The sequence below is a fragment of the Burkholderia sp. SJZ089 genome, assembly GCF_007828315.1.
GTDB classification, from domain to species: domain Bacteria; phylum Pseudomonadota; class Gammaproteobacteria; order Burkholderiales; family Burkholderiaceae; genus Burkholderia; species Burkholderia gladioli.
In genome coordinates this window covers 569,136-590,323 of sequence record NZ_VIUM01000001.1, presented here as the reverse complement: position 1 = coordinate 590,323, position 21,188 = coordinate 569,136, and the positions used below count along the sequence as shown (strand labels likewise).

The window sequence follows — 21,188 nt, the reverse complement described above, 5'->3', positions numbered from 1 at the left end:
GTCTCCGGGGTTCGGTGCGCGATCGTTGCGAGGATCGCGTCGCGACGATGGTAGGGGAGTTCCGGCAGCGGACGAATCGCGAATTGCCGATGTCCACATCGATCGCGATCGATGCATGCGACGCGTGCCGCGCGGGCTTGCCTTCAGGCGGCTCCCGATTGCGCCCAGACCAGCAGCTCGCGCTTGGTGCGCACGCCGAGCTTGGCGAAGGCGCGCTTCACGTAGGACTCGGCGGTGGCCACCCGCACGCCGACGATCTCGGCGGCCTCGGGCACGGTGCGCCCGCCGATCAGTTGCGCGCAGATCTCGTATTCGCGCCTGGACAGGCGCGGCTGGTCGCGCGCGAGGCGCGCATCGAACTGCGCGAGCGGATGCAGGTGCGGGGTGACATGCGCGATCCGTCGCGAGGCCGCGGTGGCGGCATGCAGTTCGAGCAGCGGGAACAGGCAGTCGCTGACGGTGCGAAAGCGCTGCATCTCGGCCAGCGAGAAGGCCGGCTGGCGCGTATCGCGCTCCAGCGCGATCGAGTGCTGGGCGTGGCGCGTGCCGCGCGCCAGCACGCATTCGTGGGCGATCTGCACCTCGTCGTAGAGCCGCTGGCGGAATTCGCCGGGCGGGATCGCGCCGATGTCGCGCACCACCAGCAGGGTGCCGACCTCGCCGCGGATGCCCGCGAACAGCGGATCGCGATCGTAGAAGCGGTCGTAGTAGAGCGTCATCACCTCGGCGATGGTGCCGTGGTCCATGCCCACGCCGCCGCTGCCGACCCACTCGCAGCGAAAGCCGGTCGGCATCGCCGCGTCGACGCGCGAGCGTTCGATATGGACCGCGTTGACCGGCACGATCTGGTTGAGCAGCACCGTCAGGCGCGGCACGAAATCAGGTGTGCCGACCGAGTCGATGACTTCGCCGAGCGTCTGGAACGACAGCGGGATCGGGGCGGAATCGAGCGGGGAGGAAAGGGCGTGAACGGCCATGATGCATGCCGGAATGGAGGCGAGCCGATTATAGATCAGGCCTCGTGCCGGCCGTAAAGCCGGGGTTTTCCGCAGGCTCGCGGGAGGGCGAAAGCGCGGCTTGTCCCCCCCGCGGGGGGGCATACCGGGGCGCGGCCGCTCGCTACAGTCCAGCTCATCCCTTCTACACGGAATGAACCACGCAATGAGCAAACTGATTCAGGACATCGTCCCGCTGGGCGCCGGCCTCGGCGCATTCACGCGCCTCGACTACGGCATGGACGAATGCGACTGGCGCGCCGGCGCCGGCCCCAGCGCGGGCCACGTGATCGGCTGGTGGGAGGGCAAGGTCGGCGCGCTCGACTTCCCGGCCACCGAGGCGGACGAGGCGGTCTGGCTGGTCGAGGGGCGCGTCGCGCTGACCGACCTCGAGGGCAATCGCCAGGAGTTCGCGGCGGGGCAGGGTTATCTGCTGCCGGCCGGTTTCGCGGGCCGCTGGGAAACGCTCGAGGACGCGAAGAAGTTCTACGTGCTGCTCGAGAAGGCCTGAGCCGCGCCGCGCGATGTTTCCACTCGCCGCCTCGTGTTGCCCGCGTGCGTGCCTCGCGCCCGCGGCACCCCGCATGAACCTCGTTTCGTCGCCGCGTCGCGGCGGCCGCATTCGTCAGGAGTCCCCCGATGCTTGATACCGCGAACCATCGTGAAGCCGGTCTCGGCGGCGCGCCTTCGTCCGCTCCGGCGGCCCGCCACGAGGGCAGGGGCGGCGCGCGCGGCGAGGCCAGCCAGGCCGATGCCGAACGCGCGCTGGCCGGCGCGAAGCTGATGCCGTACTGGCTCGACAACCCGGCCGAGCCGCCCGCCGAGGCCGCGCTGCGCGGCGACCGGCGGGCGGACCTGCTGATCGTCGGCGGCGGCTTCACCGGGCTGTGGGCGGCGATCCAGGCCAAGGAGCAGATGCCCGGACTCGAGGTGGTGCTGATCGAGGCAGGGCGCGTCGCGCATGGCGCCTCGGGACGCGCCGGCGGCATCATCTCGACCTCGGTGATGCACGGGCTGCCGAACGCGGTGCGCGTGTTCCCGAACGACATCGCCGAGCTGGAACGCTTCGGCCATCTCAATCTCGACGGCTTCGAGGCGAGCCTGGAGCGCTACGGCATCGATGCCGACATCGAGTGGAACGGCGAGATGACGGTGGCGGTCGACCCCGCGCATCTCGGGCAACTGCGCGAGGATCACGAACTGCACACGCATCATGGTCACGACGTGCAGTTGCTGGATCGCCAGCAGACGCTCGAGCAACTGGATTCGCCGCTGTTCGCCGGCGCGCTCTGGTCGCGCAATCGCAGCGGCATCGTGCATCCGGCCAAGCTGGCCTGGGGCCTCAAGCGCGCGGCGCTCTCGCTCGGCGTGAGGATCCACGAGCACACGCCGCTCGAGGCGATCCGCGACGAAGGCGACACGGTGCTGGCCAGCACGCCCGAGGGCAGCATCCGCGCGCCGCGCGTGCTGTTTGGCAGCGGCACCGCGAAGGTCGGCATCGCCGACATCAACCGGCGCGTGCTGCAGGTGCGCGACCACGTGCTGGCCACCGAGCCGCTCAGCGAGGCGCAACTGGCGCTAATCGGCTGGAAGAACCGGCAGGGCGTCTACGACACGCGCACCCAGCTCAACTATTTCCGCCTCACCAAGGACAACCGCATCATCTTCGGCGGCCTGGTCAGCTATCACTTCGACGGCAATCCGCAGCCGGCCCAGGATGCGCGGCACGACACCTACACGCGGCTGGCGCAGGCCTTCTTCCGCACCTTCCCGCAACTGGCCGGGCTGCGCTTCTCGCATGCCTGGGGCGGCCCGATCGACTACTGCTCGCGCGGCTCGGTGTTCGCCAAGCGCTACCTGGGCGGCAAGGGCGTGTTCGTGGCCGGTTACACGGGCTTCGGCGTCGCGGCCAGCCGCTTCGGTGCCTTCATGGGCCTGAACATCCTGTTCGATCGCGACAGCCCCGAGCGCCGGCTCGACATCGCCAGGCAGAGCCCGACCTACATCCCGCCCGAGCCGGTGCGCTGGCTGGCCGCCAAGATCACCTTCCACGCCTTCGACGGCGCCGATGCCGAGGGCGGCTGGAAACGCGCCTGGATTCGCGGCATCAAGGCGATGGGCTTCCCGATGTGAGCGCGGCGCGGCCGGCCAGGTGCCGGCCGCGTCGTTTCCTTGGGTGCCGCCGGCGCCTTTGTCGATCGATTCGTTCTCCGATGTTTTCGACCAATTCCGATCCCGCCGAAGCCTATGGGCACGGGCCGCCCGAGCCCGCCGAACTTCGAGCCTTCCCCGGCACGGGCACGACAGCCCGTGAGCGAGGGCCGGCCCCGCGCGGTGCACCAACGAAACCGCGCGCCGGGCCCCGGCCCGCGGCATGAACAACGATCGGCACGATATGCCGGCCAGCCCGCGCGACGGGCGGGACCGGCGCCCGAATGGAGCGAGACGATGAGCGACACTTCCCACGACGACACCAGCATGACGCGGATCGAGACCTTCAGTTTCGAACGCATCCCCGATGCCTCGCGCTACGCGCGGCCCATCGACCTGTTCCGCCTGCTGTTCGGCGGCTGCAACACCTTTTCCACCTCGGTGCTCGGCAGCTTCCCGATCCTGGTCGGCCTGTCGTTTCGCGACGGCGCGCTGGCGATCGTGCTCGGCGTGCTGGCCGGCACCTGCATCCTCGCGCCGATGAGCCTGTTCGGCACGCGCAACGGCACCAACGACCCGGTTTCCTCGGGCGCGCACTTCGGCATTCACGGCCGCATCGTCGGCTCCTTCCTGGCGCTGCTGACCTCGGTGGCCTTCTTCTCGCTGGCGGTCTGGAGCTCCGGCGACGCGCTGGTGGGCGGCGCCCACAGCCTGGTCGGCCTGCCCGTCAACGGCGCCACGGTGGGCCTCTCGTACCTGGTGTTCGCGGTGCTGGTGCTGGTGGTCTGCATCTACGGCTTCCGCTTCATGCTGTGGGTCAACAAGATCGCCGTGTGGGCCGCCAGCCTGATGTTCCTGGTGGGCGCCTTCGCGTTTTCCGGCAGCTTCGACGCCGCCTATGCCGGCACCCTGCACGCGGGCGGCGCGGGCTTCTGGGCCGCCTTCTGCGGCGCGGCGCTGGTGGCGATGAGCAATCCCGTGTCGTTCGCCTCGACGCTCGGCGACTGGGCGCGCTACATTCCCGAGCACACGCCGCGCCACCGCGTGATCGGCGCCGTGTTCGTGGCCCAGCTCGCCACCTTCGTGCCGTTCCTGTTCGGGCTCGCCACGGCCAGCATCATCGCCACCCACGCGCCCTCGTTCATCGCCTCGAACGACTACGTGGGCGGGCTGCTGGCGGTGTCGCCGCGCTGGTTCCTGCTGCCCACCTGCGTGATCGCCATCATCGGCGGCATGTCGACCGGCACCACCGCGCTGTACGGCACCGGGCTCGACATGTCGAGCATGTTCCCCAAGCGGCTGAACCGCGTGCGCGCCACGCTGCTGATCGGCACGCTGGCGATCGGCTTCATCTTCGTGGGCCGCTTCGCCTTCAACCTGGTGGAGAGCGTGTCGACCTTCTCGACCCTGATCGGCACCTTCAGCTGCCCCTGGATGGCGATCATGGTGATCGGCTACGTGACGCGGCGCGGCTTCTATCTCGCCGACGACCTGCAGGTCTTCAATCGCGGCCTGCGCGGCGGCCATTACTGGTTCACGCAAGGCTGGAACCTGCGGGCGATGGGCGCCTGGCTGCCGGCGGCCCTGGTCGGCCTGGCCTTCGTCAACCTGCCGGGGCAGTTCGTCGGCGTGCTCGGCAACCTGGCCGGCGGCCTCGACCTGAGCGTGCCGATCTCGCTGCTGCTGGGCGGCGTGCTGTATCTCGTCTTCGTCTCGCTGTTCCCGGAGCCCGATGCCGTATATGGCCCGGCGGGGCGGCGTTTCGTGCGCGGCTCGGCGCACGCGCGGGGCGCGGCGTTGGTGGCGGGACCGCGTGCGATCGGCCAGACGTGGGAGGAGGGCGATGCGGCTCGGTGCCTGCCGGTGCAGGGGATCGGCGAGCTGGCGCGGCGCGGCAAGTGATGTGCGGTTCGGCTCGGTTCGTGCTGGGTCGTTCGGCATCGCGGCGTGATCGGTATCGAGTTCCGACCCGCGCCGACGGCGCACTCAGGGTTTGAGGACGGCGAGACTGGCAGTGAAGGGCGCGAGGCCGGGGAAATAGGGGAGAAGCGAGGCCGGGATGCGTGCGGGCGCCGACGCGGGCCACAAAAGAAAAAGCCCGCAACACTGTTGCGGGCTGAATCCATGTTGGAGACATGGAGGAGACAGACGCAATACTAAGGGTTTGTACTAGGCGTGGCAAGCGAATTCGTTAGACGTCGTAGCGGCGTTGTGTCCACGCAACGCGGAGCGGCTTTTCGGGTCGCTGCCGCGAATGATCTTGCCCCATTGTCGGCCATGCCTGACAAGGCGCTCCACGTCGATTCAGGGCCTTCGGTATGATCTCGCGCAGGCCGGCGGACGAGGCGATTGCTCCCCGAACTCGCCGGCAGGACCACCCCACCCAGCCATGAACGATCACGATTCCCTGCCCGAACTCGTCGCGGCGGACCCGGCGGCGCTCGACGCGCTGCACGCTTTCGTCGAACGCCATCCCCGCCTGTTCGTGTTGACCGGCGCCGGCATCAGCACCGATTCCGGCATTCCCGGCTACCGCGACCGCAACGGCCAGTGGATGCGCTCGCCTCCGATCCAGTACCAGGAATTCGTCGGCTCCGAGTCGGCGCGCCGCCGTTATTGGGCACGCAGCATGCTCGGCTGGCCGGTGGTGGGGCGCGCGCGGCCGAACGCGGCGCATCGCGCGATCGCGCGGCTCGGCGCGGCCGGGCGGATCGGCGGGCTGGTCACGCAGAACGTCGACGGGCTGCACCAGCGCGCCGGTAGCCGCGGCGTGATCGAGCTGCATGGCGGTATCGACGGCGTGAGCTGTCTCGATTGCGGCGCGCATCACGCGCGCGCGGCGATCCAGCACACGCTCGAGGCCGACAATCCCGCGCTGCTGGCCTACGAGGCCGTGCCGCTGGCCGACGGCGACGCGCAGCTCGAACTCGATACGCTCGACGGTTTCCGCGTGCCGGCCTGCCCGATCTGCGCGGGCATGCTCAAGCCGGCCGTGGTGTTCTTCGGCGAGAACGTGCCGCGCGAACGCGTGGCCGCCGCGACGCGCGCGCTCGACGAAGCCGACGCGATGCTGGTGGTCGGCTCCTCGTTGATGGTGTATTCGGGGTATCGCTTCTGCGTCTGGGCCGGCGAGCGCGACAAGCCGGTCGCCGCGCTGAACCTGGGGCGCACGCGTGCCGATGCGCTGCTCGCGCTGAAGGTCGAGGCCGCCTGCGGCGCGACGCTGGAGGCGCTGCTGGCAAGGCTCGGGCTGGCCGATCCGGACGAGGGGGCGAGCCTCGTGCGCTGAGGGCGCGGGTGGTCGCGTGCCGGTGCGCTGAATCGACGAGGTCGAGCGGGCCGGCGTGCTGGCTCGCCGAACCCGCGATGCCGAACCAGCCCGCCGCTCGTCACCAGCGTGTCGAAGGCGCCCCGCGTCCGCTACCACCGAGCCCGCCGATGCGGCACACTGCGCGCATCGCGGCTTCCCGCCGTCCCGTCCTCATCCTCCACCGATCCTCCCGCATGACGAATTCCACCGATCCGAATCACGCCCGGCCAAGCGCCGAATGCACGGGCGAAGCCGCCGCCAATCCGGCCGATCGCCTGCAGGCGCCGGCGGCCGAGCGCAACCGCGAGCCGATCCTCGCGGTGCTGCGCGAGGTCCTGCCCGAGCGCGGCACCGTGCTCGAGATCGCGAGCGGCACCGGCCAGCACGCCGTGCATTTCGCGGCGGCCCTGCCGGGCATCGACTGGCAGCCGAGCGACCCCGAGCCGCGCTCGCGGCGCTCGATCGCCGCCTGGGTCGCGCAGGCCGGCCTGCCGAACCTGCGCGCGCCGCTGGCGCTCGACGTGCGCGCCGAGCCCTGGCCGGTGGACGCCGTCGACGCGGTGGTCTGCATCAACATGATTCACATCGCGCCCTGGGCGGCGGCCATCGCGCTGGTGAACGGCGCCGCGCGGCGGCTGCCCGCCGGCGGCGTGCTGCTGCTGTACGGCCCGTATCGCCGCGCGGGCGCGCATACCGCGCCCTCCAACGCCGAGTTCGACGCGCAACTGCGCGCGCGCGATGCCGAATGGGGCGTGCGCGACCTGGAGGCGGTGGTCGCGCTGGCCGAGGCGGCCGGCCTCGAACTCGAGCGCGTGGTGGCGATGCCGGCCAACAACCTGAGCGTGGTGCTGCGCCGCCGCGCCTGATCGGCGCGGCGCGCGCGAGGCAGCGGCCTCGCCTGGTTTTCCCGTATCCTTGCGGCTATGCGCGCGGCTCGGTCGGGCCGCGCCGTGTTTTTTTCGGAGAATGAACAATGGGCAAACAAGCAATCGGCGTGGTCGGGATGGCCGTGATGGGCCGCAATCTGGCGTTGAACATCGAGAGCCGCGGTCACGCCGTGTCCGTGTACAACCGCAGCCGCGACAAGACCGACGAGCTGATCGCCGAATTCCCCGACCGCAAGCTGGTGCCGACCTACACGCTGGAGGAATTCGTCGCGTCGCTCGAAACGCCGCGCCGCATCCTGCTGATGGTCAAGGCGGGCGAAGCCACGGACGCGACGATCGCCGCGCTCAAGCCGCTGCTCGGCAAGGGCGACGTGCTGATCGACGGCGGCAACACGCATTTCACGGACACCATCCGCCGCAACCAGGAACTCGCGCAATCGGGCCTGCACTTCATCGGCACGGGCGTGTCGGGCGGCGAGGAGGGCGCGCTGCACGGCCCCTCGATCATGCCGGGCGGCCAGCGCGACGCCTACGACCTGGTCGAGCCGATCCTCAAGCAGATCGCCGCCAAGGCGCCGGGCGACGGCGAGCCCTGCGTGGCCTACATGGGCCCGGACGGCGCCGGCCACTACGTGAAGATGGTCCACAACGGCATCGAGTACGGCGACATGCAGCTGATCGCCGAAAGCTACGCGGTGCTCAAGCAGGTGGCGGGGCTGTCGAACGAGGAGCTCGGCAAGGTCTACACCGAATGGAACCAGGGCGAGCTCGACAGCTACCTGATCGAGATCACCTCGAGGATCTTCGACAAGAAGGACGAGGAAACCGGCCAGCACCTGGTGGACGTGATCCTCGACCGCGCCGCGCAGAAGGGCACCGGCAAGTGGACCAGCCAGAATGCGCTGGACCTGGGCGTGCCGCTGCCGCTGATCACCGAATCGGTGTTCGCGCGCGTGCTGTCCTCGCTGAAGACGCAACGCGTGGCCGCCAGCAAGGTGCTGAAGGGGCCCTCGCCGGCCAAGCCGGAAGGCGATCGTGCCGCCTTCGTCGAGGCGGTGCGCCGCGCGCTCTACCTGAGCAAGGTGATCTCCTACGCGCAGGGTTTCGCGCAGCTCGACACGGCCTCCAAGGAATACGGCTGGAAGCTCAACCTGGGCGAGATCGCGCGTATCTTCCGCGCCGGCTGCATCATCCGCGCGCGCTTCCTGCAGAAGATCACGGATGCCTACACGGCCAGCCCGGAACTCGCGAACCTGCTGCTCGACCCGTACTTCCAGGAGATCTCGACCAACTACCAGCAGGCGCTGCGCGACGTGGTGGTGGCCGCGGTGCAGGCCGGCGTGCCGGTGCCGGCTTTCTCCTCGGCGGTCGCCTACTTCGACAGCTACCGCTCGGAACGCCTGCCGGCGAACCTTGTGCAGGCGCAGCGAGACTTCTTCGGCGCCCATACCTTCGAGCGCACGGACAAGCCGGGCAGCTTCCACGCAAACTGGGCCTGAGGCGGGGGCGAACGGTAATTGTTGCGATTAACCACGCTATCTATCGGGTTGATAGCGTCGGAACCCGCTGATTATTATCGTTCACGGAACAGTGTTTTCGTCGTTTCATGGTTTTCCCTAGGTCCCGAGAAGACTAGACTTCACATCACTCGCTGCTCACATGGTGTGTGCGGTGAAGCAAAAAAAGTCTCGGAGGTGAAAATCATGAAATCGCTGATCGCTACTGTTGCTGCCGCTGCCGTTCTCGCTGTCCCGGCTCTCTCGTTTGCTCAACCGACCAATGGCCCGCTGACCCGTGCCGAAGTGAAGGCCGAACTGGCCCAACTGGAAAAGGCCGGTTACAACCCGAGCGCCGACCGCAACGACTACCCGAACGGTATCCAGGCTGCTGAATCCCGCATCAACCCGCAACAAAACTTCGCCAACGCCGATACCAGCGGCTACGGCGCGCAACCGGCCGCGGCCGCCGAATCGGGCACGCCGTCGAAGGTTCGCCGCATCGCCGACGGCGCTCCGGTCTACAAGGGTCGCTGATCGACGCGGGTGGCGCGCCGGGATGGCCGCGCCGCCCGTGGCAGGTAATTGAAGCAGGTAGTGGAAGTTGAGTTGTACCGCAGTCCGGATCGGCCCGTGGTGTTCCACCAGGAACCCACGGGCCGATTTTTTTGCATGGCGAAATCCCCGGCGCGCTCGGTCCGGATCCAGCGCCCGGGCGTTCCCGAACCGCCGAATCGGGGCGCGAAGGTTCCGAAATTCGCGCCGAGCAGGTACTATCCGACGGGCACGCAGCGGCCGGGCCGGGCCGGGCGGCGAGATTCGCGGCCATGTCGCCGCGATGCCGGAACCCGACATGAAGCTCATTCGCAGCAAGACCTTTACCGCGTCGCGTGCCTGGGGCGCCCTCGATATCGCCAATATGCGCGGTATCACCACGCGCCTGCACTGGACCGACCAGCCTTACATCTGGCATGTGAACGACGGCGAGGAAGTGTTCGTCGTCCTCGACGGACAAGTCGACATGCACTATCGCGATGCCGCCGGCGAGCATATTGCCCTGCTCGAGACCGGCGACATCTTTCACGCCACGGTGGGGACGGAACACGTCGCCCATCCACGCGGGGAAGCTCGTATTCTCGTCGTGGAAACCGAAGGCAGCGTCTGAAGGTCCCACTCCTGTCGGGACCGGCCCGACCCGGGCCACGCGGCGCGCGCCACGCATCCCCGCGATGCAGGCCGCCCGCAGCGAAGCGAAACTAGGGAGGCAGCTTGAGAAGAACGATCTTCACTGAAACCACCACGTATCGTCGCGCCGTCTCGCGCGCGACCCTGTTCGCCGTCGGCGCCGCGCTGGTCGGCGGCTGCACGATGACGCCGTGGACGGACTCGTGGCAGCCGACGAGCACGCCGCAACCCAGCCGCCAGAACCAGGGCGGCGTGCTGGCCGGCTACTACCGCGTCAACCCCGGCGATACGCTGCCGTCCATCGCGGCCGGCTTCGGCCAGCGCAGCCAGGACGTCGCGAGCTGGAACCACATCGCGCCGACCGACATGCTCACGCCCGGCCAGGTGCTGCGCGTCGCGCCGCCGCCGGGCAATACCGCGATCACCTCGCCGGTGCCGTCCTCGGGCCAGCCGTCCTCGTCCGCGCTGCCCGGCACCACGGCGGCCGAGCCGCCGGCGCTGGCCTGGCCGGCGCAGGGCACGGTCACCTCGCGCTTCATCCCCGGCAAGACGCGCGGCATCACGATCACCTCGACCGGCGACAAGACCGTGCGCGCCGCGGCCGCGGGCCGGGTGGTGTACGCCGGCACCGGCGTGGCGAAATACGGCCCGCTGGTGATCCTCAAGCACGAGAGCGGCCTGATCACCGCCTACGGCCACAACGGCAAGCTGCTGGTCAACGACGGCGACGCCGTCGCGGCGGGCCAGGCGATCGCCGAGATGGCCACCGATCCGGATGGCCGTTCCTCGTTCGACTTCGAGGTCCGGCAGGACGGCAAGCCGGTCGACCCGATCGGTTTCCTGCCGCGCAACGGCGGCTGATTACCGGTCGATCCCCGGCCGATCAGCGGCTGATTGCCGATCGCCGATGCGGCACGCGCTCCCGACGGGGCGCGCGCCGTTGTTTTTTTCCGCTGCGGTGGTTCGTGCGGCACGCGCATCGCGCGGCTGCCGGCTGCGCCGACTTTTCCGGGTTTCCCTCATCGCTTCGCCCCGCTGCGGACCATGCGGCTCGCTCGCGACGCCTGACCAATCGCCGCATCCGTGCTGGCCGAAGCTGCCGCGACCCACTTCGCCCCGGTACAATCGCGGCGATAGCCGCCGGCCGCCACCTGCCAGGCGCCGTCCCCGATACGATCCGCCCGCCGGAGCCCCGATGAAGAACATCCTCGCGACCCAGCCACGCTACAACCGTCCCGCGATCGCCTTTCACTGGCTGATCGTGCTGCTGGTGGCGCTGGGCTACCTCGCGATTGAGATTCGCGGCCCGAAGGGCACCGACAGCCGCCTGTTCTGGACCAACGTGCATTTCTGCGCGGGCACCCTGGTGTTGTCGCTCTCGATCCTGCGCGTGCTCTGGCGCTTCGCCTCGCGCCGGCCCGATCCGCTGCCGCAGCCGCCGGTGCTCGCGTGGCTCGCCAAGCTTTCCCATCTCGCGCTCTACCTGTTCACGCTGGCCCAGCCGCTGCTCGGCATCGCCTTCGTCAACATGGGCGGCCATCCCGTGACGATCGCGCCGCTCGGTGTCTCGTTCACGCTGTTCGACGCGAACCCGGCCTTGCGCGGGCCGCTCAAGGAAGCCCACGAACTGATCGGCAACAGCTTCTATTTCGTGATCGGGCTGCACGCGCTGGCCGCGCTCTGGCATCACTTCGTGAAGCGCGATGCCACATTGCGGCGCATCCTGCCGTAACAAAACGAACCCGCGCGCTGGTTGCGCCTGCAACATCCGCGCCGCTTTCCGAGCTTCCCCCCTCGTGCGTTCTTGATCGGCATGATTGCCGGCCGGCTTGTCGCGTCTGTTCCATGCGCACATCGCGCGATGCTTCGCAGTCCGTGATATCCCCATGTGGCGACGCAGCATCGCCACGCGATTCGTTCGGCCGCCGTTCCCGATCACGCGCGTCAATCGATTAGAGACGCGCATCCAAACATCCGTGTGAGTCCGGACAGGACTGCCGCCGCCGTGTTTCACTCCGCACTTGCCGCGCCCGGCTTCGCGCGACGCCGCGATCGAGCGCTGCATTCACATCGACGGATCCAATAACGAGGGAGATAAGCATGCGCAGATCGATGCGTTCGAGGCTGGCGGCGAGGGCGGTGGCATGGGCGTTGGCGGCGATGCCGCTGGCCGGGGCGGCGGGCCTGGCGATGACGGCGGCGCCCGCGGCGATGGCGGCCGATACCTATGCGGCGACGCGCTATCCGGTGATCCTGGTGCACGGCCTGGCCGGCACCGACAAGTTCGCGAATGTGCTCGACTACTGGTACGGCATCCAGAGCGACCTGCAATCGCATGGCGCGAAGGTCTATGTGGCCAACCTGTCTGGCTTCCAGAGCGACGACGGCCCGAACGGCCGTGGCGAGCAGTTGCTGGCCTACGTCAAGCAGGTGCTGGCGGCCACCGGCGCGACCAAGGTCAACCTGATCGGCCACAGCCAGGGCGGGCTGACCTCGCGCTACGTGGCGGCGGTCGCGCCGCAACTGGTGGCTTCGGTGACCACCATCGGCACGCCGCATCGCGGCTCCGAGTTCGCCGATTTCGTGCAGGGCGTGCTGGCGACCGATCCCACCGGCCTGTCGTCGACGGTGATCGCCGCCTTCGTCAACGTGTTCGGCACGCTGATCAACAGCTCGCTGAACACCAACCAGGACGCGCTGGCCGCGCTCAAGACACTGACCACCGCGCAGACGGCCGCCTACAACAAGAACTTCCCGAGCGCCGGGCTCGGCGCGCCGGGCACGTGCCAGACGGGGGCAGCGACCGAAACCGTCGCCGGCAACCAGCACCTGCTCTATTCCTGGGGCGGCACGGCGATCCAGCCGGGCGCGACCGTGCTCGGCGTGACGGGCGCGAGCGATACCAGCACCAGCACCTTCGACTCGGCCAACGTCACCGATATCTCGACGCTGGCCCTGCTCGGCACCGGCGCGGTGATGATCAATCGCGGCTCGGGCCAGAACGACGGGCTGGTGTCGCGCTGCAGCTCGTTGTTCGGCCAGGTGATCAGCACCAGCTACCACTGGAACCACCTCGACGAGATCAACCAGTTGCTCGGCGTGCGCGGCGCGAATGCCGAGGATCCGGTCGCGGTGATCCGCACGCACGTGAACCGCCTCAAGCAGCAGGGCATCTGATGGTGCGGCCCGATCGTCCGGTGCGCGCCGCGCGGGCCGGGCGCGTCGCGCTGTTCGCGGCGAGCGGCTTCGTCGCGGCCGGCGCGATCGCCTGGTGGCTGCTGCCGCCGGGCGGCGAGCCTCGCCACGACGCGGCCGCGGTCGTGGCGTCCGCAACCGTTGCGACGCGCGTCGGGCGGGTGGGCGAGGCGGCGCCGCTGGCCGCCACGCTGCCGGCCTCGCTGGCCGGTTCCAGCGCGCCGCGCCTGCCGCTCGATGCCGGCGGCAGGCTGGCGAGGACGCGCGCGGTGCGCGACTTCCTCGACTACTGCCTGAGCGCGCAGCACGATCTCACGCCGGCCGGGCTCGACGCGCTGGTGCGTCGCGAGATCGCCGCGCAACTGGAGGGCAGCCCGGCGCAGCAGGACGCGCTCGATGCCTGGCAACGCTATCGCGCCTATTTCGATGGACTCGCGCGGCTGCCGGGCGGCGGCTCGGTGCTCGGCGACAAGCTCGATCCGGCCGCCATGCAGCTCGCGCTCGAACAGCGCGCGACGCTGGCCAGCCGCACGCTCGGCGAATGGGCCGAGCCCTTCTTCGGCGAGGAGCAGCGCCGCCAGCGGCTCGACCTGGAGCGGATCCGGATCGCGCACGATCCCGCGCTCAGCGACGAGCAGAAGGCCGCGCGCCTGGCCGCGCTCGATACGCAACTGACGCCGGCCGAGCGCGCGCAGCAGGCGGCGATCCGTGCCCAGCAGGATGCCGTGTCGAAGATCGCGGCCATGCAGCAGGCCGGCGCCACGCCTGAGCAGATGCGCGCCCAGCTCGCGCAGGCGCTCGGGCCCGAGGCAGCCGCGCGCGCCGCCAAGCTGCAGCAGGACGACGATGCCTGGCAGGGTCGCTACCAGGCCTATGCGGCCGAACGCGATCGGATTCTCGCGCAGGGGCTCTCGCCCGACGATCGCGACGCGCGCATCGCGCAGTTGCGGCAGCAGACCTTCACTGAGCCCGGCGAGGCGATTCGCGCGGCCTCGCTCGATCGCGGCGCGCTCGGCGCGGGCGGGTAGCCGGCGAGGAGACGAGGCGGCAAGCAGATCCGGCCGGCGGTGAATCGGCCGACGACGGCAGCCCGCGGTGCCGTGCCTGCCGGAAGCCATCGGCAGCCAGGCTTTCGACCAGCTTTCTCGCGTGTCGCGAGCCTGCAGGATCGGCTCCGCTCTGCAACAATGCGGGGGCTGCGGCGGGTTTCGTTTCCGGAAATCGGGCAATCGACGCGCCGCCGCGTCGATCCATTCGCGATGCGCGATCCGCGTCGCCCGTCCTGCCGAGTCCTGCCTTGTCCGAAACCCTTCTCGCCGGCCGCCCCGCGGAGCCGGCGTTCAACTGGCGCGCGATGATCGCGATCCTGCTTGCGGTCGCGCTCGCGACGCTCGATACGGCGATCGCGAACACCGCCTTGCCCGCCATCGCCGCCGACCTGCACACCGCGCCTGCCGCCTCGGTCTGGATCATCAATGCCTACCAGCTCGCGATGGTGGCCACCTTGCTGCCGCTGGCCGCGCTGGGCGACATCGTCGGCCATCGCCGCATCTATATCGGCGGGCTGGTGGTGTTCACGGCCGCCTCGCTGGCCTGCGCGCTGGTCTCGACGCTGCCGATGCTGACCGCGGCGCGTATCGTGCAGGGCCTGGGCGCGGCGGCCATCATGAGCGTCAACACGGCCCTGATCCGCCATCTCTACCCGGCGCAGCGACTCGGGCGCGGGCTCGGCCTGAATGCGCTGATCGTCGGCGTGTCCTTCGCGGTGGGGCCGACGGTGGCCTCGGTGATCCTCTCGCTGGCCGACTGGCCCTGGCTGTTCGCCGTCAACGTGCCGCTCGGGCTGCTCGCGCTGGCGGTGGCGATCCCGGCGCTGCCGCACACGGGGCGCGGCGGCCACAGTTTCGATCCGGTCGCGGCCGGTCTCAACGTGGTGACCTTCGCGGCGCTGATCTTCGCGCTCGGCGAGACCTCGCAGCGCGGGCCGCTGGCCTTCAGCCTGGCGGCCGCCGGCGTGACCCTGGTGTTCGGCTGGCTGCTGATCCGCCGCGAGGCGGGGCATCCCGCGCCGATGTTGCCGGTCGACCTGTTCAAGCGGCCGGTGTTCGCGCTGTCGGCGCTGACGGCGGTCTGCTCGTTCGCGGCGCAGGGCCTGGCCTTCGTCTCGCTGCCGTTCTATTTCGAGGACGTCCTGCATCGCAGCGCGGTCGAGACCGGCTTCCTGATGACGCCCTGGTCGGCGGTGGTGGCGCTGTCCGCGCCGATCGCCGGGCGCATGTCGGATCGTTATCCGCCGGGGCTGCTGGGCGCGGTGGGGCTGGCGATCCTGGCGCTCGGCATGGCCTTGCTGGCGATGCTGCCGCCGTATCCGCACGTGTCCGACATCATCTGGCGCATGGCCTTGTGCGGCGCCGGTTTCGGCTTCTTCCAGTCGCCCAACCTGAAGGCCCTGATGGCGAGCGCGCCGCCCGAGCGCAGCGGCGGCGCGAGCGGAATCATCGCCACCGCGCGCCTGATCGGGCAGGCCACCGGCGCGGCCCTGGTCGCGCTGTGCTTCGGCATCGCCGCCAGGCACGGCCCGACGCTGGCGCTCGGGCTGGGCGCCGGCTTCTCGGCCGCCGCCAGCCTGGCCAGCGGCCTGCGCCTGTTCGCGCCCTCGCATCGCTCGGGCAAGGCGGTGCCGTCGGAGCGGGGCGCGAAGTAGGAGGGCGAGAGAGGGGGACGAGGAGGACGAGAGGGAGAGGCGGGCGGCGCGTGGTGCGCGGCTGGCGAGGCCTCGCCGTGCGAGTGCCCTTAACCTCGGACGGGAGCCCAAGCCGGCTCGCGCTCCCGCCGTCGCTCGACCGATCGAGTCAGCGTCGCCATCGCTATCGCGCCCCGGGCCGGGACAAAAAAAAGCCCGGCCGGAGCCGGGCTCGAATCGTCCGCGCATCGTCTCCGACGCGCGGCACCTGCAAAAACCGCGCGCTCAGGCAGCCAGCAGCGAGCGCAGCACGAAGGGCAGGATCCCGCCGTGCTTGTAGTAGTCCACCTCGATCGGCGTGTCCACGCGCAGCAGCACCGGCACGCGCTTGGTTTCGCCGTTCTTGTAGTGGATCACCAGGGTGACGTCCTGCTGCGGCTTGAAGTCGTCGCCGAGGTCTTCCACGTCGTAGGTTTCCTCGCCGGTGATGCCGAGCGACTGGACGCTGTCCGAGCCCTTGAACTGCAGCGGCAGCACGCCCATGCCGACCAGGTTGGAGCGGTGGATCCGCTCGAAGCTGCGCGCCACCACGGCCTTCACGCCGAGCAGCTGGGTGCCCTTGGCGGCCCAGTCGCGCGACGAACCCGTGCCGTATTCCTCGCCCGCGAAGATCACGGTCGGCACGCCGGCGTCGACGTACTTCATCGCCGCGTCGTAGATCGACAGTTGTTCGCCGCTCGGCTGGTGGATCGTCAGGCCGCCCTCGACGCGCGAGCCGTCGGCCTTGGCCGGGATCATCAGGTTCTTGATCCGCACGTTGGCGAAGGTGCCGCGCATCATCACGTCATGGTTGCCGCGACGCGAGCCGTAGCTGTTGAAGTCGGCCTTCTGCACGCCGTTCTCCTTCAGCCAGCGGCCGGCCGGCGAGTCTTCCTTGATCGAGCCTGCCGGGCTGATGTGGTCGGTGGTCACCGAGTCGCCGAACACGCCGAGCGCGCGCGCGCCCTTGACCGGCGCGATCGAGTCCGAAGGCTGCATCGGGAAGTCCTTGCCGAAGAACGGCGGCTCGGCGATGTAGGTCGACTTCGGCCAGTCGTAGACCTGGCCCGTCTCGCCCTCGATCTTGCTCCACAGGTCGCCCTTCTTGGTCAGCTTCGAATAATTCGACTCGAAGGCCTTCGGGTCGAGCGCGTACTTCAGCAGCGACTGGATTTCCTCGCTGGTCGGCCAGATGTCGCCGAGGTAGATGTCGCGGCCACCCTTGCCCTTGCCGACCGGTTCGGTCATCAGGTCGCGCGTGATGGTGCCGGCGATCGCGTAGGCCACCACCAGCGGCGGCGAGGCCAGGAAGTTGGCGCGGATGTTCGGGTGGATGCGCGCCTCGAAGTTGCGGTTGCCCGACAGCACGGCCGCGGCCACGATGTCGTTCTTGACGATCGCTTCGTTCAGCTCGGGCGTCAGGTCGCCGGCGTTGCCGATGCAGGTCGTGCAGCCGTAGGCGGCCAGTTCGAAACCGAGCTTGCTCAGGTAGGGCAGCAGGCCCGTCTTGGTCAGGTACTCGGTGACGATGCGCGATCCCGGCGCCAGCGAGGTCTTGATGTGCGGCGCGACCGTGAGGCCCGCTTCCACCGCCTTCTTGGCCAGCAGGCCCGCGGCCAGCAGCACGCTCGGGTTCGAGGTGTTGGTGCAGGAGGTGATCGCGGCGATCAGGATGTCGCCGTTCTTCACGTTCACGCCGTTGCTGGTGGTGTATTGCGCCGCCAGGTCCTCGGCCTTCTTGTTGAAGCCGTTTTCCGCGACCGGCTTCGAGAACAGGTCGGCGAAGGTCGACTTGACGTGGGTGATCTCGATGCGGTCCTGCGGACGCTTCGGGCCGGCCAGCGAGGGCGCGACGCTCGACAGGTCGAGCGTGAGCGACTTGGTGTAGTCGATCTCGCCGGCCTTGGGCACGCCGAACAGCTTCTGGGCCTTGAAGTAGTTCTCGAAGGCGGCGATCTCGGCCTTGGTGCGGCCGGTGCCCTCGAAGTACTCGATGGTCTTCTCGTCGACCGGGAAGAAGCCCATGGTCGCGCCGTACTCGGGCGCCATGTTGCCGATCGTGGCGCGATCCGGCAGTGACAGCGAGGCGGTGCCTTCGCCGAAGAACTCGACGAACTTGCCGACCACCTTTTCCTTGCGCAGCATTTCCGTGATGGTCAGCACCAGGTCGGTGGCCGTCACGCCTTCGCGCAGCTTGCCCTTGAGCTCGACGCCGACCACGTCCGGCGTGAGGAAGTACACCGGCTGGCCGAGCATGCCGGCTTCCGCCTCGATGCCGCCCACGCCCCAGCCCACCACGCCGATGCCGTTGATCATGGTGGTGTGGCTGTCGGTGCCGACCAGCGTGTCGGGGTAGTACACCGTGTCGGCGCCGTCGGCCTTCTTGTGCACGCCGCGCGCCAGGTACTCGAGGTTGACCTGGTGGACGATGCCGATGCCCGGGGGCACCACGCCGAAGGTGTCGAAGGCCTGCATGCCCCACTTCATGAACTGGTAGCGCTCGTTGTTGCGCTGGAATTCCAGCTTCATGTTCAGGTCGAGCGCGTTCTTCTGGCGGAAGTAGTCGATCTGCACCGAGTGATCGACCACCAGATCGACCGGGACCAGCGGTTCGATCTTCTTCGGGTCCTGGCCGGCGCGCTGCGCCACACCGCGCATGGCCGCGATGTCGGCGAGCAGCGGCACGCCCGTGAAATCCTGCAGCACCACGCGCGCGACCACGAACGGGATCTCGTCGACGCGCTTGGCATCGGGCTTCCAGTTCGCCAGTTGCTCGATGTGTTCCTCGGTGATCTTCTTGCCGTCGTAGTTGCGCAGCACCGATTCGAGCACCAGACGGATCGACACCGGCAGGCGTTCGATCTTGGTCTTCAGTTCCTTGCCGAGCTGGGGCAGCGAATAGAACTTGCCTTTTCCGGAACCGCTGTCGAATTCCTTGAGGGTTTTGTGGAGATTGTGGGCCATGGTGTTTTCCTGGTTTCCTGGGTTGAGGCGAGGAAAGATGTCCTGTATCTGACGGCTAGATCACATACAAGTCGACGTATTCATTGACCGGCATGGCGGCGAGCCTTGCCGGATCGAGCGACACGTCGAGAATCGCTTGTTGCTGCTTCGTCGGGAAACGCCGCGCCAGGTTGCTGCGGAATTTCTCGACGAGAAGGGGGATGCCCTCGTCACGACGGCGGCGATGCCCGATCGGGTAGTCGACCACCACCTCGTCGAGCACCGTGCCGTCGTCGAATTCGACCGTCAGCGCGTTGGCGATCGCGCGCTTGTCCGGGTCGTGATAGTCCTTCGTGAATTGCGGATCCTCGACGCAGGCGATCTTCGCGCGCAGCGCGTCGATGCGCGGGTCGCGGGCGACGTCGTCCTCGTAGTCGGCGGCCGTCAGCCGTCCGAACAGGAGCGGCACCGCCACCATGTACTGGATGCAGTGGTCGCGGTCGGCCGGATTGGCCAGCGGCCCGCTCTTGTCGATGATGCGGATCGCGGCCTCGTGCGTGCGGATCGTGACGCGCCGGATCGATTCGGCGCCGCGCCCGGCGGCGAGGATCCGGCGATGCAGCGCGAGCGCGGCCTCGGCGGCCGTCTGCGCATGGAATTCGGCGGGGAACGCGATCTTGAACAGCACGTTCTCCATCACGTAGCTGCCGTAGGGACGCTGGAACCGGAACGGCCTGCCCTCGAACAGCACGTCGTAGAAGCCCCAGGTCGGCGCGCTCAGCGCCGAGGGGTAGCCCATCTCGCCGGTGCGCGCGATCAGCGCCAGACGCACCGCGCGCGAGGTGGCGTCGCCGGCCGCCCAGGACTTGCGGGAGCCCGTGTTGGGCGCGTGGCGGTAGGTGCGCAGCGCCTGGCCGTCGACGAAGGCCAGCGACAGCGCGTTGATCAGCTCGTCGCGGGTGAGGCCGAGCAGTTGCCCGACCACGGCGGTGGAGGCGACCTTGACCAGCAGCACGTGGTCGAGGCCGACGCGGTTGAAGGCGTTCTCGAGCGCGAGGCACCCCTGGATCTCGTGCGCCTTGACCATCGCCACCAGCACCGCGCGCATCGTCAGCGGCGGCTTGCCGGCGGCGATCGCGGTGCGCGAGAGCCAGTCGGCGGTGGCCAGGATCCCGCCGAGATTGTCGGACGGGTGGCCCCATTCGGCGGCCAGCCAGGTGTCGTTGAAATCGAGCCAGCGGATCGCCGCGCCGATGTCGAAGGCGGCCTTGACCGGATCGAGCTGGAACGAGGTGCCCGGCACGCGCGCGCCGTTGGGCACCACGGTGCCGGGCACCAGCGGCCCGAGCAGCTTGGTGCAGGCCGGGTAGGACAGGGCCTCGAGCCCGCAACCGAGCGTATCGAGCAGGCAGTGGCGCGCCGTTTCCAGTGCGAGCTCACTGTCGATCTCGAAACCCAGCACGTAGTCGACGATCTCGACCAGTACCGGGTCCGGCGCGGGCCGGAGATTCGTTTGCGGGGCGGACATCAGGATTCCTGTCGTGGCTGGCCTGCTGTTTCGTTGCGGATCGGGTACCGCCGGGTGCTGCTTGCGGGTACGGCTTACTTCTGGACGTTCGGTGCCAGTTCGTTCGACTGGGTCGGCGCCGGCGTGCCGTTGGCGGCCATCTCGGCGGTCACGCATTCGTCGGCCAGGCGCGTGTCTTCCTTGTCGCTGAACAGCATGCCCTTGGTCGGGATCACCACCAGCTTCAGGCCGCTGGCCGGATCGTAGAACACGTCGGCGCCGGTCGTGGTGGCCTGGCGCGGCAGCTTGTAGTTCTTGTTGGCCCAGTGGACCGTGACGATCTGGTCGCGCTTCATGTCGCCGGCCAGCTGGTAGGACAGGCCGTCCTTGCACGACCACTTGACCGCGCCGTCCGGTGCCGGATCGACCTTGGCCGCCGCGGCCGCCTGGGCGCGCTTGCTGCGCGGGATCAGGTGGCGCTTGGGCGCCGGACGCTTGGCCACGGCCTTCTTGGCGGGTGCCTTGGCGGTGGTGCCGGCGGTCTGTGCCGAAGCTTGCGGGGCGACGCTCAGCAGCGTGGCGGACAGGGTGCCGATGGCGGCGGCGATCAACAGTTTGTTCATGTGCTCAAGCCTTTTATGGATATCGGTTGACGAGGGAGGCGGCCGGCGCGCGACACGCGCCCCATGGTGCGCAGCGGCCGCTATTTTCTCCTAATTCGCGCGATGGTTTTAAGGGAATTCGAAGCTTCTGTCGTGATTTCGCGAAACAGTCGGCTCGCCGGCCGCGCGCCAGGG

17 protein-coding genes are annotated in these 21,188 nt (G+C 69.0%); 13 read left to right on the top strand and 4 right to left on the bottom strand.

The features are described from left to right. Positions 1-143: 143 nt before the first annotated feature. A complete protein-coding gene (locus FB600_RS02270) occupies positions 144-977 on the bottom strand; it encodes a helix-turn-helix transcriptional regulator (protein WP_145756169.1) in 834 nt (277 codons plus the stop codon). A 184-nt stretch (positions 978-1,161) separates the two neighbouring features. Between FB600_RS02270 and FB600_RS02265 the strand changes: the two genes are divergently transcribed. The 13 genes from FB600_RS02265 to FB600_RS02205 all read left to right on the top strand — a co-directional run bounded on the left by FB600_RS02265 (position 1,162) and on the right by FB600_RS02205 (position 15,923). Beyond that, positions 1,162-1,506 (top strand): cupin domain-containing protein, encoded by a 345-nt coding sequence (locus tag FB600_RS02265; protein WP_098152702.1) that lies wholly within the window; start codon positions 1,162-1,164, stop codon positions 1,504-1,506. A 272-nt stretch (positions 1,507-1,778) separates the two neighbouring features. Continuing rightward, a complete protein-coding gene (locus FB600_RS02260; protein WP_145756236.1) occupies positions 1,779-3,128 on the top strand; it encodes an NAD(P)/FAD-dependent oxidoreductase in 1,350 nt (449 codons plus the stop codon). 315 nt (positions 3,129-3,443) lie between these two features. Continuing rightward, entirely contained in the window at positions 3,444-5,048 is a 1,605-nt protein-coding gene (locus FB600_RS02255; protein WP_145756168.1) for a purine-cytosine permease family protein, read from the top strand. A gap of 487 nt (positions 5,049-5,535) precedes the next feature. Continuing rightward, positions 5,536-6,435 (top strand): NAD-dependent protein deacetylase, encoded by a 900-nt coding sequence (locus FB600_RS02250; protein ID WP_096751361.1) that lies wholly within the window; start codon positions 5,536-5,538, stop codon positions 6,433-6,435. 215 nt (positions 6,436-6,650) lie between these two features. Then, a complete protein-coding gene (locus FB600_RS02245; protein ID WP_230686179.1) occupies positions 6,651-7,322 on the top strand; it encodes a DUF938 domain-containing protein in 672 nt (223 codons plus the stop codon). A gap of 107 nt (positions 7,323-7,429) precedes the next feature. Continuing rightward, positions 7,430-8,842: an NADP-dependent phosphogluconate dehydrogenase gene (gene gndA, locus FB600_RS02240; RefSeq protein ID WP_046580967.1), complete on the top strand. Its 1,413-nt coding sequence runs from the start codon at positions 7,430-7,432 to the stop codon at positions 8,840-8,842. 204 nt (positions 8,843-9,046) lie between these two features. Further along, a complete protein-coding gene (locus tag FB600_RS02235) occupies positions 9,047-9,376 on the top strand; it encodes a DUF4148 domain-containing protein (RefSeq protein ID WP_013690608.1) in 330 nt (109 codons plus the stop codon). Positions 9,377-9,692: 316 nt separating this feature from the next. Beyond that, positions 9,693-10,004, top strand: coding sequence for a cupin (locus FB600_RS02230; protein ID WP_017920564.1), 312 nt, complete (start codon positions 9,693-9,695; stop codon positions 10,002-10,004). Positions 10,005-10,108: 104 nt separating this feature from the next. Then, complete coding sequence (locus tag FB600_RS02225; protein ID WP_096751359.1) at positions 10,109-10,885, top strand: peptidoglycan DD-metalloendopeptidase family protein; 777 nt, start codon at positions 10,109-10,111, stop codon at positions 10,883-10,885. A 334-nt stretch (positions 10,886-11,219) separates the two neighbouring features. Further along, positions 11,220-11,756: a cytochrome b gene (locus FB600_RS02220; protein ID WP_096751358.1), complete on the top strand. Its 537-nt coding sequence runs from the start codon at positions 11,220-11,222 to the stop codon at positions 11,754-11,756. A 368-nt stretch (positions 11,757-12,124) separates the two neighbouring features. Next, a complete protein-coding gene (locus FB600_RS02215) occupies positions 12,125-13,201 on the top strand; it encodes an alpha/beta hydrolase (protein WP_017920562.1) in 1,077 nt (358 codons plus the stop codon). Beyond that, positions 13,201-14,247: a lipase secretion chaperone gene (locus FB600_RS02210; RefSeq protein WP_096751357.1), complete on the top strand. Its 1,047-nt coding sequence runs from the start codon at positions 13,201-13,203 to the stop codon at positions 14,245-14,247. The genes FB600_RS02215 and FB600_RS02210 overlap by 1 nt, the downstream gene beginning before the upstream one ends. 326 nt (positions 14,248-14,573) lie before the next feature. Then, on the top strand, positions 14,574-15,923 hold the full coding sequence (locus FB600_RS02205; protein WP_096752871.1) for an MFS transporter: 1,350 nt from the start codon (positions 14,574-14,576) through the stop codon (positions 15,921-15,923). A gap of 264 nt (positions 15,924-16,187) precedes the next feature. Here FB600_RS02205 and acnA read toward each other — a convergent pair whose 3' ends face one another. The 3 genes from acnA to FB600_RS02190 form a co-directional block, all read right to left on the bottom strand. Continuing rightward, the gene (acnA, locus tag FB600_RS02200) at positions 16,188-18,905 is read right to left on the bottom strand and encodes an aconitate hydratase AcnA (protein WP_047838332.1); all 2,718 of its coding nucleotides are present in this window, start codon (positions 18,903-18,905) and stop codon (positions 16,188-16,190) included. A 55-nt stretch (positions 18,906-18,960) separates the two neighbouring features. Then, positions 18,961-20,412 carry a bifunctional 2-methylcitrate dehydratase/aconitate hydratase gene (locus FB600_RS02195; RefSeq protein ID WP_096751356.1) on the bottom strand — a complete coding sequence of 484 codons (1,452 nt, stop codon included), beginning with the start codon at positions 20,410-20,412 and terminating at the stop codon, positions 18,961-18,963. A 74-nt stretch (positions 20,413-20,486) separates the two neighbouring features. Next, on the bottom strand, positions 20,487-21,014 hold the full coding sequence (locus FB600_RS02190) for a hypothetical protein (RefSeq protein WP_013690599.1): 528 nt from the start codon (positions 21,012-21,014) through the stop codon (positions 20,487-20,489). Positions 21,015-21,188 lie beyond the last annotated feature (174 nt).

Coding starts and splice junctions, on each gene's coding strand:
- FB600_RS02230 (WP_017920564.1), top strand. CDS start 9,693: ATGAAGCTCATTCGCAGCAAGACCTTTACCGCGTCGCGTGCCTGGGGC.
- FB600_RS02270 (WP_145756169.1), bottom strand. CDS start 977: ATGGCCGTTCACGCCCTTTCCTCCCCGCTCGATTCCGCCCCGATCCCG.
- FB600_RS02235 (WP_013690608.1), top strand. CDS start 9,047: ATGAAATCGCTGATCGCTACTGTTGCTGCCGCTGCCGTTCTCGCTGTC.
- FB600_RS02245 (WP_230686179.1), top strand. CDS start 6,651: ATGACGAATTCCACCGATCCGAATCACGCCCGGCCAAGCGCCGAATGC.
- gndA (WP_046580967.1), top strand. CDS start 7,430: ATGGGCAAACAAGCAATCGGCGTGGTCGGGATGGCCGTGATGGGCCGC.
- acnA (WP_047838332.1), bottom strand. CDS start 18,905: ATGGCCCACAATCTCCACAAAACCCTCAAGGAATTCGACAGCGGTTCC.
- FB600_RS02210 (WP_096751357.1), top strand. CDS start 13,201: ATGGTGCGGCCCGATCGTCCGGTGCGCGCCGCGCGGGCCGGGCGCGTC.
- FB600_RS02195 (WP_096751356.1), bottom strand. CDS start 20,412: ATGTCCGCCCCGCAAACGAATCTCCGGCCCGCGCCGGACCCGGTACTG.
- FB600_RS02255 (WP_145756168.1), top strand. CDS start 3,444: ATGAGCGACACTTCCCACGACGACACCAGCATGACGCGGATCGAGACC.
- FB600_RS02205 (WP_096752871.1), top strand. CDS start 14,574: ATGATCGCGATCCTGCTTGCGGTCGCGCTCGCGACGCTCGATACGGCG.
- FB600_RS02190 (WP_013690599.1), bottom strand. CDS start 21,014: ATGAACAAACTGTTGATCGCCGCCGCCATCGGCACCCTGTCCGCCACG.
- FB600_RS02215 (WP_017920562.1), top strand. CDS start 12,125: ATGCGCAGATCGATGCGTTCGAGGCTGGCGGCGAGGGCGGTGGCATGG.
- FB600_RS02250 (WP_096751361.1), top strand. CDS start 5,536: ATGAACGATCACGATTCCCTGCCCGAACTCGTCGCGGCGGACCCGGCG.
- FB600_RS02260 (WP_145756236.1), top strand. CDS start 1,779: ATGCCGTACTGGCTCGACAACCCGGCCGAGCCGCCCGCCGAGGCCGCG.
- FB600_RS02265 (WP_098152702.1), top strand. CDS start 1,162: ATGAGCAAACTGATTCAGGACATCGTCCCGCTGGGCGCCGGCCTCGGC.
- FB600_RS02220 (WP_096751358.1), top strand. CDS start 11,220: ATGAAGAACATCCTCGCGACCCAGCCACGCTACAACCGTCCCGCGATC.